Below are 15115 nucleotides of genomic sequence, written 5' to 3' on the forward strand. Positions count from 1 at the left end.
GCCCCGAACGACTGATAAACCTACTGTTCTGGTTCGCCCGGTCGCGTCGGGGCGAGACCAGTGGTACCGAAGTGCGCGCGTCGTCGGTCGGGGTCGCTACCGATCGAGCGGCCATACCAATAATATATTTTACAAAAGAGAGCTAAAGCGAACGTTTTAGCCCCAAGCGGTCGTTGGCCGACGTATGAGCGAGACGAGCGGGCCGAACGCGACGATCAACGACTGCGAGGACTGCGTGGCCCCCGCCGAGGCGTTCTCGGTCATCGCCAACGAGACGCGGCTCTCGATCCTGGAGGCGCTCTGGAAGGCCCCCGAGCGCCCGGTGAGTTTCTCGGAGTTGCGCCGGGAGGTCGACATGCGCGACAGCGCGCAGTTCAACTACCACCTCAAACAGCTCACCGACCACTTCGTCGCGAGCACCGACGACGGCTACGAGTTCCGGCAGGCGGGCAAGAAGGTCGTCCGCGCGGTGCTCGCCGGGACCTTCAACGAGCACCCCGAGATGGGGCCGTTCGAGACCGACAGCACCTGCGCGGCCTGCGGGGCCGCCCTCCACGCCTACTACGCCGACGAGATGCTGGCCATCGCGTGTAGCGAGTGCGAGAAGAACCACGGAGAGTATCCGTTCCCGCCCGGCGGACTCAACGACCGGACCCGCGAGGAGATCCTCGACGCGTTCAATCAGCGCGTCCGCCACCTCCACTGTCTGGCGGCCGACGGGGTCTGCCCCGAGTGTAACGGCCGGATGAAGACCGCAGTCACCCACGACGACGAGGACTACCTCGGGCTGGAGGTCCGGGTCGACCACGAGTGCGAGCAGTGTCGCCACCGGCTCTACTCGGCGGTGGGCCTCTCGCTACTCGACCAGTCGGACGTGGTAACGTTCCACCGCGACCACGGCGTCGACCTCTGTACGAAGCCCTACTGGGACCTGCCGTGGTGTGTCAGCGACGAGTACACCACCGTCCGCTCGGAGGATCCGTGGCGGATCCGGATCGAGATCCCGCTCGACGACGAGGTGCTGGCGGTGACTCTCGACGGCGAACTCGACGTGCTCGAGATGGAGCGCGAAACCGCGCCGTCGGCCGCCGAGGACGCGACGGCGACCTGACGGACCGCACGCGACCGAGCCCGGACGCGACGAGCCGATCCCGACCGGCGATTAGCTTTTGTTTCCGGCGTCCGGAGCGAGAGTGTGCGAGAGTTCCCCTTCGAGTTGGCGCTGTGCGCTCACCTCGAAGCGACCGAGGAGTGGGTCGTCGGCCGCCAGATCGGCGGCGGGGTCCGCGCGCCGGGCAACCGAATCCTCGACGTGGTCTGCGTCGAGCCCGGCCCGGGGATGGACGCCCGCGCGGCGCTGACTCCCGAGGCGATCCCCGACGCCGCCGTCGAGAGCGACGCGAGCGTCGGGCGGGCCCGCGACCCCGTCGAGGCGTTCGACTGCTCGCCCGAGCACGCCAGACGGGTCGCCGACCGGGCGGTCGAGATCGGGTTCTTCGAGCGCGCGCTCGGCGGCGGCGTCCGGCAGGTCGCGCGCTACCCCGACGACTGGTTCGGGCGGCTCGTCGGCGTCGAGAACAAGCCCGACCTCGACGCGCCCGGCGACCTGCTGACACAGCTCCGGAAGGACGCGAGCCTCGCGGTGGTCGACAAAGCGGTGCTCGCGACCGAGAGCTACGTCACCGGCGCCCACCTCAACCGGCTCCCCGACCCGGTCGGCGTCTGGCGGTTCGACCCCGTGACCGGCGACCGGGAGGTCGTCCGCGAGCCCGAGCCCCTACCCGCCTCGGAGGGCGGCGTCGAGGTGCTCGACGAACACCCGCTCCGGACCGACGTCGCGCCCGTCTCGGCCGACGAGAAGGCCCGTCGGCGCCGGCGGATGGCCGAGCGGGCCTACGGGAAGGGGTGGCGGACCTACGAGTTTCCCGCCTGCGCGCGGGCCGAGGTCGCGGCCCGCGAGGGCGCCGACGGCCTGCCGTTCTGCGAGTGGAAAGGCGGCGTGGTCAACCCCGCCGAGTGCGGACCGTCGTGTCCCGGCCACGAGGACGCCGACCCGCCGGACGTGGACCTCGACGCCGCCCGCGACGGTCGGACGCCGTGGGTCGCCGATCCCGAAGGGCGGGCGCGCCGACAGTCGGGACTCGACCGGTTCTGCTGACCGGAGACCCGAAATACTTCAACCGCCGGGCCGAACGCTCGGACATGTACGACCGGATCCTCGTTCCGACCGACGGTACCGAACAGCGCCCGGTGACGACCCACGCGCTCAACGTCGCCGAGCTCGCGGACGCCGAGGTCCACGCCCTCTACGTTGTCGACGAGAAGGCGCTGAACTACCAGCCCTCCGAGGCGGGCCGGGCCGAGACCCGCGAGGCCCGACGCGAGGAGGGCGAGGAGGCGACCGCGCGCATCGCCGAGGAGGCCGAGGAGCGCGGCGTCGACGTCGTCACAGCGATCGAGGAGGGGAATCCGAAGACCGTCATCGGCGCGTACGCCGAGGACCGCGACGCCGACATGATCGTGATGGGGACCCGCGGGCGGTCGGGCGTCGACCGGTACGTCCTCGGGAGCGTGACCGAGGAGGTCGTCCGGGCCAGCGAGGTGCCGGTGCTGACGGTCAATCTCGCGCGTCAGGGCCGGGCGATCGGGGACGCCGATGCCGCCGTCGAGCGCGCCGGCGACGTGCTCGCCGACGAGGGCCACGAGGTCGCCGAGATCCCCGAGGATCCCTACCGGGAGAGCAACACCTGGATCGTGCGGGCCCGAACCGAAGACGGCGAGACGTTCAACGTCCACATCGACGCCGCCTCGGGCGAGGCGCGCGTCGCCAGCATCGGGCGGGACTGACCGTCGCGACCGAGAGAGCACGAACTACTTGACGCTGGCCCGAAAACGGCCGACCATGGCCGCCGGAGTCGTCGTCGCCGGGGGGCGCTCGACCCGATTCGGCGAGCCCGACAAGGCGCTTGCCAACCTCGCGGGCGTCCCGATGGTGCGCCGAGTCGCCGACCGCATCGCGCCCGCGGTCGACGCGCTCGTGCTCAACTGCCGGGCCGACCAGCGCGAGGGGCTGGCCGACGCGCTGGCGGGCTACGACCACCCGGTGTCGTTCGCGGTCGACCCGGAGCCCGATCGGGGGCCGATGGCGGGGATTCGGACGGGGCTCCGGACCGCCGAGTCGGAGTACGCCGCGGTGGTCGCCTGCGACATGCCGTTCGTCGACCCCGCGCTCGTCGCCCACCTCTTCGAGCGGGCGGCGGGCCGCGACGGGGCGGTACCGCGTCTCGACGGCTACTTCGAGCCGATCCACGCGGTCTACCGGGCCGACGCGATGGCGGCCGCCTGCGATCGGGCGCTCGAACGCGGGGACCGCCGGATCGTCGCGCCGTTCGAGGACCTCGAGATCGCCGCGGTCGAGGGCGAGGAGCTCGCGCGGTTCGCCGGCGACTCCTTCGAGAACGTCAACACACGAGAAGCGCTCGCCGACGCCGCCGAACGGGTCGAGTGATCGACCGAGCCGGAGGGCGAAGCTTCAAAAGCGACACCGTCGATACGGGAACCCATGCACACGTTCTCGCGGCGGTGGGCCCTCACCGTCACGGTGCTGTGTTGTCTCTCGACCGCGATTCCGCCCGCGGTCGCCGGGGGGAGCGGGGCCGAGATCGGAACCCGGGGCGGCGAGGCGGCCGGCGTCGGGCCGGCCGGCCAGCCCGCGCCCGACGACCCCTGCGTCGGCACCGTGACCGAGCCCGCGAACGGTACGACCGTCGTCAGCGTCCAGGGGATGCGCTTTGGCTCCGAGGGCGGCAAGCGGCCCGCCAAGCTCGTCGGCGTCGGACCGCGGGGCGAGATCCGGTGGGTCCACCAGAGCGCCGAGGAGCTCGACGCGGTGTGGGGCTACGACGTCGACCCGATGGCGAACGGACACGTCTTCGTGACCGCCACCGTCCGGGGCCACGAGACCGTCGTCTACGAGTTCGACCCCGCCGCCCAACAGCGAGTCTGGACCGAGCGATTCGACCTCGCCGACACCCACGACGCCGACCTGATCGAGGGCGGCGAGGAGATTCTGGTCGCCAACATGCGCAATTACAACGAGACGACCGACGAGAACGAGGACCGCATCTTCGTCTACAACCGCACGACCGAGGAGATCGAGTGGGAGTGGCACTTCGACGACCACTACGATCGGGACGACGTCGCGGAGAACTACACCGACGACTGGACCCACGTAAACGACGTCGACGAGGTCGGCGAGGGGCTGTATCTGGCCTCGCCGCGGAACTTCGATCAGGCGATCGTCGTGAACCGCTCGACCGGCGAGATCGAGCTGAAGCTGGGCGCCGACCAGAACCACGACGTGCTCGACGAACAGCACAACCCCGACTACCTCGAAAGCGAGAACGGGACGCCCACGCTACTGGTCGGCGACAGCGAGAACGACCGGATCGTCGAGTACGCCAACCGCGGTCGGGACCCGACCGACGGCGACGGCTGGACCCGGACGTGGAGCCTGACCGGCGACCTGAACTGGCCGCGGGACGCCGACCGGCTCGCCGACGGCGACACGCTCGTGACCGACTCGGCGAGCCACCGGGTCGCGGAGGTGACCCCCGAGGGCGAGGTCGTCTGGGAGTTCTACGCGCCGTGGCTGATCTACGACGCCGCGCGCCTGAGCCAGACCAACGAGAGCGGCGGCCCGACGATGGCCGACCTGAACGCGACGGGCGCCCGCGAGATCGACGGCGGCGAGGGGCGCCACGAGAACGCCAGCGCGCTCGAAGCCTGCCACCGGCGGCTCGAAAACGTGACCGGGTGGGCCGAGGACCAGACGCCGACCGAAACCGACGCTCGGACCACCGAGAGCGCGCTCGACGAGGCCGACGCCGACGCCCGGACCGCCGAGAGCGAGACCGAGGGCGCGACGAGCTCGGTCCCCGGGTTCGGTCCGGTCGCCGCGCTTTCGGGCGTCGCGACCGCGCTCGCGCTCGCCGTCGGGCGGCGTCGAGGCCGGTAGCGCTCGCAGGCCCGAGCCCTCAGAGCCGATAGCGCTCGCCGTCGACCGCCAGGGGCTCCTCGAACGCCTCCTCGACCGGGTAGTAGTGGGCGAGGTGAACCAGCCGCGTCTCCGCGGCGTCGAGTTCGTCGGCCAGCGCGAGCGCTCCCTCGCGGGTCATGTGCTTGGTGCCGAACGTTCGGGGGACGCCGTCGGGGCCGTGGTGGTCGCCGCCGGCGGGGTGGTGCTCGCAGAGGTCGGCGGGCACGATGGCGTCGGCGAGCAGGAGGTCGGCGCCCGCCAGCGCCTCCCGGGACCGTTCGGGGATCCCGTAGCTCGTGTCGCCGGTCAGCGAGAGCGTCGCACCCGTTTCGGGGTCCTCGACGACGACGCCGTAGCAGACCAGCGGCGGGTGGTCGACCGGCACCAGTCGGACCTCGAAGCCGCAGGCCGCGAAGACCTCGTGGGGCGCGTGATCCGACACCGTCACCCGGTCGAGGTAGTCGTACTTGTCTCGGATCGTGTCGGCGACGCTCTCGCCGGTGACGGGGTCGACCTCGCTGGCGGCGTGGACCGGCAGGTCCTCGAACAGCCGGTAGGCGTTGCCCAGCCCGTCGAGGTGGTCGAAGTGGATGTGGGTGATCAGCGCCTCGTCGGGGAGCGCGACGTCGCGGTGGAGAAACTGGTGGCGAAAGTCGGGACTCAGATCGATCAGTAGGCACTCGCCGGTGCGCTCGTTGCGGACGTGGACCGAGAAGCGCGAGCGCTCGACGCCGCCGCTGGCGTCGATTCCGCGCTCGCGAAGTCGGCGACGCGTGTCGTCGCCCGGATCGCGGGCCGCCTCGCAGGTGTCGCAGTCACACCCCGGCGTTGGGGTGCCGGTCGTGTCGCCGGTGCCGAGTAGCGTGACTTCCATCTGCCCGGGGGTATGAGCGTCGAATACAAAGCTTCCCGGGACGGGGCCGCGTCGGTCCGGTCCGTCGGCGGCGGGCCGTTCAGTGGTCGTGGCTGTGCCCGCCGTCGGCGCTCGCGCCGCCGGAGATGTCCCCGCCAGCGACCAGTGCGTCGTGGTCGCCCTCGATCATGTCGAGGTCCTTGAGGTTGTCTCGCTCCTCGAAGTCGATGACGGCGTCGAGAAAGTCCTCTTGGGTGAGCTCGGTCCGCTCCTCGGTCAGCGCGTCGAGGACGGCCTCCCGGAGCACCATCCGGAGGTCGCTACCGGTCAGCCCCTCGGTCTCCTCGGCCAGCGCCGCGGGGTCGAAGTCCGCGATCTCCATCGGGCGGGTGATGAGCCGGAGGATGTCGGCGCGCATCTCCACGTCGGGCTTGGGGAAGTTGACGATCTCGTCGAAGCGCCGCCACGCCGCGGCGTCGAGCTGGTCGGGGTGGTTGGTCGCGCCGATCAGCAACACGTCGTCCTGGATCAGGCTGATGTCGTCGATGGACTTGAGCAGGGTGTTGACCGCGCGCTTGATCGCGGCGTGCTCGTCGGACGACCGGGTCTTGGCGACGAAGTCGAACTCGTCCATGAACAGGATACAGGGCGAGAGCCGCTTTGCGACCTCGAACACCTTCTCGACGTTCTTTGCGGTCTCGCCGAGGTACTGGCTCGTGATCATCGAGAGCTTGACCTCCACGAAGGGGAGATCGAGGTCGTAGGCCAGCGCGCGGGCGGTCGAGGTCTTGCCGGTGCCCGGCGGGCCGACGAACAGGAGCTTGCCGATCTCCCGGAGCCCGATGTGGGCGAGGTACTCGCGGTGCTCGATGGCCTTGACGATCTTGTGGATCTCGGCCTCCTGATCGGTGGTGAGCACGAGGTCGTCGAGGGTGGTCTCGATCTCCTCGGGTGCCCGGATGTCCACGAGATCGAGCATCTCCTCTTCTTCCTCGTCGGCGAAGTACTCCGCGAGCAGGCCGTCGATCCACGCCCGGTCGGCCTGGACCGGGCGGTTGGCGTCGCGGGCGGCCTCGTAATCGGCGCCGTCGACTTCGTCCTCGAAGGCGGCCGCCAACGCGGGGTTGTGGAGCACGCGCTCGTCGGCCCGCCCGAGGAACCACTCCTCGGCCATCTCGGGCTGGGTGAGTTCGAGCGATCCCGAGAACTCGTCGCGGTCGGTGAACATCAGCTCGGAGATCGCGCTCCAGGGGTTGTCGACGCCCGTCGCCCGGCGGGCCGTGTCGATGGTCGCCCGGAGCGGGCGCTCGATGCCCAACGGCGAGTCGCCGTCGGTTCCGGGTCGGTCCCGGTCGGTCTCGCCGTCTGGCCAGAACACCTGTCGGTAGCGTGGGGGAAGGTCGTTTTCGTCCAACTCCCGGTCGTCGTTGTAGACGCGCGTGGTAAGCAGGAACTCGACGACGTCCAGAGCCGCGTCGCTCATTCCCCGGAGTTTTGATGCCACGGGTGCTTAAGCGCGTCGAAGCCGCCCGAACGCGGGGGAGACGGGCCGCGGGCGCGTCAGGCCCGCGGCGCGTCCTCGTCGACGTACACCACCACGCTACTGACGATACAGCCGCTGTCGTGGGCGAACCGCTGGACCTCGTGGCGCTCGTAGCCGTCCATGTACTGGTCGATGTCGCCCGCGTTGTCGTACTCGTCGGTACAGGTGGCCGACTCGCCGAACGCGAAGACGATCGGGGGCTTGTCGTCCATCCCCGCGATCAGTTCGGCGCGGTCGGTGCTGTCGGTCTCGGCGCCGTACGTCTCCATGTACCACGCGAACGGCAGTCGCTCGAACCAGCCGTCGCCCGCCGGCGGCGTCTCGTGGGACTCGGGATCGGGGGCGTAAAACTCGTCGCCGTCGAAGTCGGTGTCGTCGCCGTAGTACAGCGCGTCGATACCGTCGTTGGCCTCGACCACCCGGCGTAGCTCGCCGAGCAACGGCTTCATCTCGCTCGACGACTGGGCGTACTGGACCAGCTCGTTGTCCCCGCTCTGGGCGTCGGCGAACGAGGTGCCGTAGGCGGTCGCGCCGACCTGCGCGACGACCAGCAACACCACCAGCCCGGCGGCGGTGGCCGAGACGGCGTCCCCGTCGGTCACGCTCTCGAACCCGACGCGGGCGACCAGCGCGAGCCCGACCGCGGCCGGAATCACCAGCGGGACGACGACGTGGACCATCTCCCACGGGAAGTGGTTCGAGACGATGACGGGGTAGCCGAGGAAGCTGAATATCCCCCAGTAGGACGCGAACGCGACCGCGTCGCGGGGGCGCTCGCCCGAGTAGCGGTCGACGAGGAAGCCGACCACCGCGAACCCCACGAGCACGAGCGCGCCCGTTTCGAGCACCGGGATGAAGTCACGGATCGCCGCGAGGTACGAGTCGGTGTTCCCGCTTCCCCACTGGCCGGTAAACGCGTCCCACGACCCGAGGGTGGCCTCCTCGACCAGCGCGGGCACCAGCGTCGGATCCCGGAGCGTCTCGCCCAGCGTCGGGCTCGGGACCGCCGCTTCGCCGCGGGGCGCGTAGAAGAACACGACGACGGCCAGAAACTCCACGGCCGCGAGCGCGAAGTGGTGCCACCAGTCGGCGAGACTCCGCGCGGTCGTCCGGACCTGCGCCCAGACGGTCCCGAGGAGGCCGGCCTCGCCGGCCCGCCGGGTGAACAGCCGGTGGTCCCACAGCAGGGCGGTCGCGCCGAGCCAGCAGACGGGGTAGACCAGCGCGTTCTCCTTGGTGGTGACCGCCAGCGCGAACGCCGCGGTCCCCAGATAGAGGTGGCGGGCCTTCCGGGTGTCGTAGGCCCGGACGTAGAAGGCGAACGCCGCGAGCATGAACCCCGCGAGCAGCACGTCGTTGCGGTAGAACCGCGAGTAGTAGAGCACGAGCGGGTTGGCCGCAAGCACCAGCGCGTACGCGATCATCTCGGCGCTCCGGAGTCGGTCCCGAAACAGGAGGGCGGTCAGGGGCAGGAGCCCGCTGATGAGCGCGACCGGGAGCCGCATCGTGAAGTCCGAGGCGCCGAGGAGTTCGAACACCTGCGCGTCGACGATGGTCAGGAACGGCCCGTGGACGATGGGCCGATACCAGTAGACGCCCGTCTCCATGTAGCGGTACGCCCAGTAGGCGACCCGGGCCTCGTCCTGGTGGGCGACCCGGGTGCCCAGACCAACGAGTCGGATCGCCACCGCGAACAGGGCGACCGCGACGACAGCGAGTTCGGTCCGGGAGGCGTAGCCGGTCAGCGTCTCGCGGGCGGTCGCGGTCGACGGGCGCGATTCAGTCTCTGAAGCCATGGATCAGCGAGCGAGACAGAGAGATCGGTCGACGCGCGCCGCGAGCGGGGAGTCTCATTACACGCTAATGCCGGGGGTTCGGACAAATAGTTTCTGGACCAACTCCTCTCGACGCGGGCGGAGTTCTACGGTCATTTATGAACGTCCGGGACGCAACGAGTAGTATGGGAGACGACACCACTCCAGTCATCGCGAAGGCGGTTCGAACGCCCCAGGGCAAAGAGGACGGCGTGTACGCAGACACCCGAAGCGAGGACCTCTCGGTCCCGCTCGTGGACACGATCCTCTCGGAGACCGGCCTCACCGGCGAGGAGATCGACGACCTGATGTGGGGCGTCGCACAGCAGCGCGACGAGCAGGACAACAACGTCGCCCGCGTGATCGCCCTGCTGTCGGAGCTCGGCGAGGGGGTACCGGCCACCACCATCAACCGGTGGTGTGCCTCCTCGATGCAGGCGATCATCAGCGCGAGCGACGCGATCCGGGCGGGCCAGCGGACCGCCATCATCGCCGGCGGGGTCGAGAACATGAGCCGCGTCCCGATGAGCAACGGGTACAGCAGCGTCCACCCGGCGCTCGCCGAGCACTACAACGTCGGCGAGCTCCAGATGGGGATGACCGCCGAGAAGGTCGCCGAGGAGTACGACATCTCCCGAGAGACCCAAGACGAGTACGCCCTCCAGAGCCAACAGCGCGCCGCCGACGCTACCGACTCCGGGCGGTTCGACGACGAGATCGTCCCGATCGAAACTGACGACGGGGTCGTCGAGGAAGACGAGGGCATCCGCCGGGACACCAGCATGGAGGCGCTCGGCCAGCTTCCGACGGTGTTCAAGGGCGACGGCACGGTCACGCCGGGCAACGCCTCCCAGATCAGCGACGGCGCGGCCGCGACGCTGGTCACCAGCAAAGCGTTCGCCGACGAACACGGCCTCGACGTGCTGGCCCACGTCGGCGACAACAACGTCGCGGGCGTCGACCCCACCGTGATGGGGATCGGTCCGGTGCCCGCGACTCGCGGCCTGCTCGAACGCACCGGCGAGGACATCGAAGAGTTCGACCTCGTGGAGCTCAACGAGGCGTTCGCGAGCCAGTGTGTCTACTCGCGCGACGAGCTCGGCATCGACCCCGAGAAGTTCAACGTCAACGGCGGCGCGATCGCCCTCGGTCACCCGCTCGGCGCCTCGGGCGCGCGACTGCCCGTGACCCTCGTCCACGAGATGGAGAAGCGCGACGCCGACAAGGGGCTCGCGACGCTCTGTGTCGGCTTCGGGCAGGGCGCGGCGATCACCTTCGAGCGCAAGTAGTACGGAGGCGATCTCGGCGACCGCTCACCCGTCGGGGTCGAAGATGTCCTCGATCCGGCACTCGAACCGATCGGCGAGCGCGAACGCGAGTTCGAGCGACGGGTCGTAGCGGCCCCGCTCGATCGAGTTGATGGTCTGGCGCGTGACCCCGACGTCGTCGGCGAGGTCGGCCTGACTCAGGCCGCATCGCTCGCGGAGGTCCGGCAACGAGTTTTTCATCGGCGGGCGCCGACCGCGAGCGCCATCGCTCCGTACGTGACGTACAGGGCCGCGACCGTCCACGCGACGCCGGCGGCCATCGGCCCCCACTCGAAGCGGCCCAGCGCGCCGAGCGCGACCAGCGCGGGGAAGACGATCGCCGAGAGCACGCCGTAGAACCCCACCGTCTTCGCGCTCGCGACGCGGTGGATCGACTCGTCGCGCTCGTCGAACAGCGTCGCGTCGGCGCGCCACTCGATGGCGACGGTCGCGCCCGCGAGCAGGGCGAACGCCCCGACCGCCCACAGCCGGTAGCCGAACCCGATGAGGGCGGCGAACAGCAGGCCGGCGAGCGTCCACAGGCCGACGTAGGCCCGGCGATACGAGGTCGCTCCGAAGGTTTCGGTTCGTGTCATGGGTGGTGTCAAGCGCGCTTGTCGTAAAGCTCGCTTTACAGTAAAGTCTCTTTTACACTCGGCAATAAATCTAGGGGTGATCGAGCGATCCGAGAGCAGAAAACCGCGATCGGCCGTCGACGAAAGGGAGCTCGAAGAGCCGGCCGGCTCAGTCGTCGGCGCTCGCCGCGCCGGGCGAGACGTGGCCGTCGGGGACGGTGCCGTCGTCGTTCCAGCCCCGGACCGCGTAGTACTCGTCGAGGGCGTCCTCGAAGCCCGGCAGATCGTAGGGCAGTCGGTCGGCCTCGCGGTCGATCCCCCGCTTGTTGTTGAAGTGGCGTTCGAGTTCGACGATCCGATCGCCGACCGCGAGCAGGTCCTCGAAGTCCGCGCCGAACAGCGACTCGTAGCGCTCGGGGCTCATGAAGTCCCGCGAGAACTTACAGACCACGCCGGCGTCGTTGAGCGCCATCAGGTTCTCGCGTTTCACGAGGCGCTCGGGCTTGCCCTCCAGACCTCTCGGCGCCATGCCCTCCTCTTTGGGCACGAGGGGGTACTCGACCGAGTAGAAGGTCGCGTACATGTGATCGCCGCCGCGGTTGGCGACCGCGTACGAGAGCCCCTGCCCGTGGAGGACTCGGCCCTCGTGGGCCGCAAAGTCCATGCCCTTCACGGTCCAGTTGCCGACCCCGAGGTCGTCGTGGATCCGGTCGATCCCCTCCGCGAGCGTGTCGCCGACGCCCTCGCGGTTGGCGATCTTCTCGACGAGGTCGAGGATGAGCTCCTCGTCGCCGAACTCGTCCTCGCTCGCGAGGTACGCCGAGACGGTGTTGCCCGTCGAGATGGTGTCGAGACCGTAGCGGTCACAGAGCTCGTTGGACTTCATCACGTCGACGATGTCGTCGATGCCGGCGTTCGACCCGAACGCCATCGCCGTCTCGAACTCCGGGCCCTCGGTCTCGACGCCGGCCGCCTCGTCTCTGGTCGGGAGTTTGCACGCGAACGCACACGCCGAGCAGGTCCCTTTCTTGTACTTTTTCTGCTCGACCGCGTCGCCGTTGATCCCCTCGGCGCCCTCGAACGACTGCTCGGAGAAGTAGTAGGAGGGCAGGCCGTCGATCTCGTTGGCGAGGTCCATCACCGAGACCGTGCCCTGTCGTTTCATGATGTGGTCTTCGGTCGCGGCCTCGCGGTGGATCTCCATCTGGGTCGCCGGGATCTCGATCTCGGGAGCGGCGTCGCCCTCGAACGTGATCGCCTTGACACCTTTCGCGCCGAGCACCGCGCCGAGTCCGCCCCGACCGAACGCCCGCTCTTCGGTCGTCATGATGGAGGCGAACCGGACCTCGTTCTCGCCCGCCGGCCCGATGCAGGCGACGTGTTCGCTGCTGAGTCCGTGGGTCTCCTCGATGTACTCGCAGGTCTCGGGGACCGTGGCGCCCGCCAGATCGGCCACCGGTTCGAACTCGACGCCCTCGTCGGTGACGTGGATCGCGAGCGTCTCGTCGCTCTCGCCGACGATCTCGACCGCGCTGTAGCCGGTGTCGGCGAAGTTCCGCGACATGAACCCGCCGGCGTTCGACGACAGCAGGCCGTCGGTGAGCGGCGACACCGCGGTGGCGTTCATCCGGCCCGTGAAGCTCATCGTCGACATCTGCATGGGGCCGGTGGTAAAGACCAGCCGGTTGTCGGGGCCGAGCGGGTCGGCGTCGAACGGGATCCGATCGTGGCCGAGTTTGGTCCCGACGCCCCGACCGCCGATGAACGATTCGAGCACGTCGTCGATGTCCTCCGTGCGGGTTTCGCGCTCGCCCAGATCGACCGTGAGCAGCGGGCCCTTGCTGTGTATCATGGTCTCAGGTATCGTGTATCGCTTCGGAGGTGATAAAGATGGCCACACGCCAGACTCGGCGTCAGTTCGAGCGCCCTCGGCGAATCAGTTCGGTAGTCGGCGGCCAGCCGACGCCGGCGCGGGGACGCCGGGTCTGAAGTCGTCGTCGCCCGCGACCGGAGACCCGCGAGTCTGCGCCGCGCTACTCGTGGGGATGACAGCGATCGATCGCCTCGTGGACCGACTCCTTCCGGCCGAGGAAGGTGATGTGGTCGCCCTGCTGGAGGGTGAAGTCCTCGGTGGGGACCTCGCTGTCGCCGCCCCGGCCGACCATGGCGATGAGGACGCCGTTGGGGAGCTGATCGTCGAGCTCCGAGATGGTCTTGCCAACGAGGTCCTCGGCGGTGACCTCGATCTCCTGAACGTCGCCGGACCGACCGATCTCGGTCATCCAGTTCGACAGCGCGGGCCGTTCGATCACGTTGTCGATGGCCCACGCTGTCGCCGACGAGGCGTCGATCGTCCGGACGCCGAGGTCCTCGAAGGCGTCGACGTTGTCGGGGTTGTTGGCCCGCGCGATGACGGTCTCGACGTCGAACTTCGAGTCGGCGAGCTGTGCGACCAGGAGGTTGGCGTCGTCGTCGCCGGTCGCGGCCACGACGATCTTGGCGTTGCCGGCGCCCGCCTTCCTGAGTATCTCGGTGTCGGTGCCGTCGCCGTGGTGGGCGGTAAAGCCCGCTTCGCGGGTCATCTCCACCATCTCTTGCTCGCGCTCGATGATGACGACGTTCTCTCCGCGCTCTTCGAGGCGTTCGGCGAGCGCACGGCCCACCTTGCCTCCTCCGATGATGAGTACACGCATTGGTATCACGTCCAGATATTCGGCGATGTGGCGGGCGAAGCCGCCCTCGAAGACGACCGTCGTCAGGATCACCAGAAAGACGGTCCCGACGAGGACGCTCGCTGCCTGCGGATCGTAGTAGGCGTTCGCGGGGTTGCTCAGCTCGACGGCGAACAGCGTCGCGACCGACGCCGGGATGATACCCCGAGGGCCGACCACGCTCATGAACAGCTTCTCGGCGGTCGTGTACCGATCGCCCGTCGTCGAGAGGAACACGAGTAGCGGCCGCACGACGAGCGCGACCACCAACACCACGACGATCCCGCCCAGCCCGAGCGACACGAGGTCGCCGAGCTGGAGGAGCGCCGCCAGCGCGATGAAGACGAACGACAGGACCAGCAGGGTCACGTCGCCCTTGAACGACTCGATGTTCTCCTCGTAGGGGAGATCGGCGTTGCCGAGCAGTATGCCGGCGGTCGCGACCGCCGCGATGCCCGCCTCGGTCGCCAGCGTGTTGGCACCACCGTAGGCGACCAGCGCGCCGGCGAGCGTGACCAGCCGGGCGTTCTGCGGGGCGTTGTCCGGCGAGAGGTCGACGTACCGAAGCAGGTACCAGATGACCCCGGCGACGACCATGCCGACCACGATCCCGATGCCGAGCCGTCGCGCGAAGTCCGCGAGCACCGCGGTCGCGGTCGGGTCCTCCTGAACGACCAACTGGAAGATGACGATGGCGAGGATCGCGGCGGTCACGTCGTTGACGACGCCCTCGGTTTCGAGGGCCGTCGCCACGCGGTCTCGGACCGGAACGACCTCCAGAATCGGCGTGATGACCGTCGGGCCGGTCGCGACCAGCAGCGAGCCGATGAGCAGCGACAGCTCCCACGTCTCGCCGAGCGCGAACCGAATGACGGCGGCGGTCCCGACCAGCGAGATCATAGCCCCGAGCGTGACCAGCCTGATGGTCGCCGACGGGGCCTCTCGAAGCCGGTCGAGCTTGAGGTGGAACGCGCCCTCGAAGACGATGATCGCCACGCTCAGACCGACGATGGCCGAGAGGCTCTCGCCGAACGTCTCGGCGGTGACGATGCCGAATCCGGTCGGACCGACCGAGATGCCCGCGAGGATGAGAAACAGCACGCTCGGCACCTGAAATCGGTCGGACAGTACCTGTGCCGCCACTCCGAGGCCGAGAATACCGGCCACGAGGGGGACGAGCCCGACGCCGCTACCGCCAGCTGACACCTTGTATAACCTCCGTGTCCGTGTCCAATGTCCTGAGGGGCTTAAAAACGGTCGGTTGCGATGGATCC

13 protein-coding genes are annotated in these 15115 nt (G+C 69.1%); 6 read left to right on the forward strand and 7 right to left on the reverse strand.

Annotated elements, in window-relative coordinates:
• Window positions 1-184 precede the first annotated feature (184 nt).
• From EPL04_RS09075 to EPL04_RS09095, 5 genes are all read left to right on the forward strand, one after another.
• Window positions 185-1111, forward strand: a complete 927-nt coding sequence (locus tag EPL04_RS09075) for an ArsR/SmtB family transcription factor (RefSeq protein ID WP_134671022.1) — start codon at window positions 185-187, stop codon at window positions 1109-1111.
• Window positions 1112-1195: 84 nt separating this feature from the next.
• The gene (locus tag EPL04_RS09080) at window positions 1196-2158 is read left to right on the forward strand and encodes a DUF5787 family protein (protein ID WP_134671023.1); all 963 of its coding nucleotides are present in this window, start codon (window positions 1196-1198) and stop codon (window positions 2156-2158) included.
• 44 nt (window positions 2159-2202) lie between these two features.
• Window positions 2203-2847 carry a universal stress protein gene (locus tag EPL04_RS09085; RefSeq protein WP_134671024.1) on the forward strand — a complete coding sequence of 215 codons (645 nt, stop codon included), beginning with the start codon at window positions 2203-2205 and terminating at the stop codon, window positions 2845-2847.
• A 55-nt stretch (window positions 2848-2902) separates the two neighbouring features.
• Window positions 2903-3508, forward strand: a complete 606-nt coding sequence (gene mobA, locus EPL04_RS09090) for a molybdenum cofactor guanylyltransferase (RefSeq protein ID WP_134671025.1) — start codon at window positions 2903-2905, stop codon at window positions 3506-3508.
• A 54-nt stretch (window positions 3509-3562) separates the two neighbouring features.
• Window positions 3563-5017: a PGF-CTERM sorting domain-containing protein gene (locus EPL04_RS09095; protein ID WP_134671026.1), complete on the forward strand. Its 1455-nt coding sequence runs from the start codon at window positions 3563-3565 to the stop codon at window positions 5015-5017.
• A 19-nt stretch (window positions 5018-5036) separates the two neighbouring features.
• Here EPL04_RS09095 and EPL04_RS09100 read toward each other — a convergent pair whose 3' ends face one another.
• From EPL04_RS09100 to EPL04_RS09110, 3 genes are all read right to left on the reverse strand, one after another.
• Window positions 5037-5912: an MBL fold metallo-hydrolase gene (locus EPL04_RS09100; RefSeq protein ID WP_134671027.1), complete on the reverse strand. Its 876-nt coding sequence runs from the start codon at window positions 5910-5912 to the stop codon at window positions 5037-5039.
• 79 nt (window positions 5913-5991) lie between these two features.
• Window positions 5992-7374: an ATP-binding protein gene (locus EPL04_RS09105; protein ID WP_134671028.1), complete on the reverse strand. Its 1383-nt coding sequence runs from the start codon at window positions 7372-7374 to the stop codon at window positions 5992-5994.
• A 77-nt stretch (window positions 7375-7451) separates the two neighbouring features.
• Window positions 7452-9230 (reverse strand): flippase activity-associated protein Agl23, encoded by a 1779-nt coding sequence (locus tag EPL04_RS09110; RefSeq protein ID WP_134671029.1) that lies wholly within the window; start codon window positions 9228-9230, stop codon window positions 7452-7454.
• A gap of 164 nt (window positions 9231-9394) precedes the next feature.
• Between EPL04_RS09110 and EPL04_RS09115 the strand changes: the two genes are divergently transcribed.
• Complete coding sequence (locus tag EPL04_RS09115; protein ID WP_134671030.1) at window positions 9395-10537, forward strand: thiolase family protein; 1143 nt, start codon at window positions 9395-9397, stop codon at window positions 10535-10537.
• A 24-nt stretch (window positions 10538-10561) separates the two neighbouring features.
• On the opposite strand, the gene EPL04_RS09120 is transcribed toward EPL04_RS09115, so the two are convergent.
• From EPL04_RS09120 to EPL04_RS09135, 4 genes are all read right to left on the reverse strand, one after another.
• The gene (locus EPL04_RS09120) at window positions 10562-10756 is read right to left on the reverse strand and encodes a helix-turn-helix transcriptional regulator (RefSeq protein WP_134671031.1); all 195 of its coding nucleotides are present in this window, start codon (window positions 10754-10756) and stop codon (window positions 10562-10564) included.
• Window positions 10753-11151 (reverse strand): hypothetical protein, encoded by a 399-nt coding sequence (locus tag EPL04_RS09125; protein ID WP_134671032.1) that lies wholly within the window; start codon window positions 11149-11151, stop codon window positions 10753-10755. The genes EPL04_RS09120 and EPL04_RS09125 overlap by 4 nt, the downstream gene beginning before the upstream one ends.
• Before the next feature lie 148 nt (window positions 11152-11299).
• Window positions 11300-12982 (reverse strand): aldehyde ferredoxin oxidoreductase family protein, encoded by a 1683-nt coding sequence (locus tag EPL04_RS09130; protein ID WP_134671033.1) that lies wholly within the window; start codon window positions 12980-12982, stop codon window positions 11300-11302.
• Window positions 12983-13163: 181 nt separating this feature from the next.
• A complete protein-coding gene (locus tag EPL04_RS09135; protein ID WP_134671034.1) occupies window positions 13164-15047 on the reverse strand; it encodes a cation:proton antiporter domain-containing protein in 1884 nt (627 codons plus the stop codon).
• Window positions 15048-15115 lie beyond the last annotated feature (68 nt).

The organism is Halorussus marinus (genome assembly GCF_004521895.1).
Lineage (GTDB): Archaea > Halobacteriota > Halobacteria > Halobacteriales > Haladaptataceae > Halorussus > Halorussus marinus.

Bases quoted from the DNA above. Each gene is read 5' to 3' on its own strand.
- EPL04_RS09100 (WP_134671027.1), bottom strand. From the start codon at position 5,912: ATGGAAGTCACGCTACTCGGCACCGGCGACACGACCGGCACCCCAACG.
- EPL04_RS09105 (WP_134671028.1), bottom strand. From the start codon at position 7,374: ATGAGCGACGCGGCTCTGGACGTCGTCGAGTTCCTGCTTACCACGCGC.
- EPL04_RS09095 (WP_134671026.1), top strand. From the start codon at position 3,563: ATGCACACGTTCTCGCGGCGGTGGGCCCTCACCGTCACGGTGCTGTGT.
- EPL04_RS09110 (WP_134671029.1), bottom strand. From the start codon at position 9,230: ATGGCTTCAGAGACTGAATCGCGCCCGTCGACCGCGACCGCCCGCGAG.
- EPL04_RS09115 (WP_134671030.1), top strand. From the start codon at position 9,395: ATGGGAGACGACACCACTCCAGTCATCGCGAAGGCGGTTCGAACGCCC.
- EPL04_RS09120 (WP_134671031.1), bottom strand. From the start codon at position 10,756: ATGAAAAACTCGTTGCCGGACCTCCGCGAGCGATGCGGCCTGAGTCAG.
- EPL04_RS09075 (WP_134671022.1), top strand. From the start codon at position 185: ATGAGCGAGACGAGCGGGCCGAACGCGACGATCAACGACTGCGAGGAC.
- EPL04_RS09130 (WP_134671033.1), bottom strand. From the start codon at position 12,982: ATGATACACAGCAAGGGCCCGCTGCTCACGGTCGATCTGGGCGAGCGC.
- mobA (WP_134671025.1), top strand. From the start codon at position 2,903: ATGGCCGCCGGAGTCGTCGTCGCCGGGGGGCGCTCGACCCGATTCGGC.
- EPL04_RS09085 (WP_134671024.1), top strand. From the start codon at position 2,203: ATGTACGACCGGATCCTCGTTCCGACCGACGGTACCGAACAGCGCCCG.
- EPL04_RS09125 (WP_134671032.1), bottom strand. From the start codon at position 11,151: ATGACACGAACCGAAACCTTCGGAGCGACCTCGTATCGCCGGGCCTAC.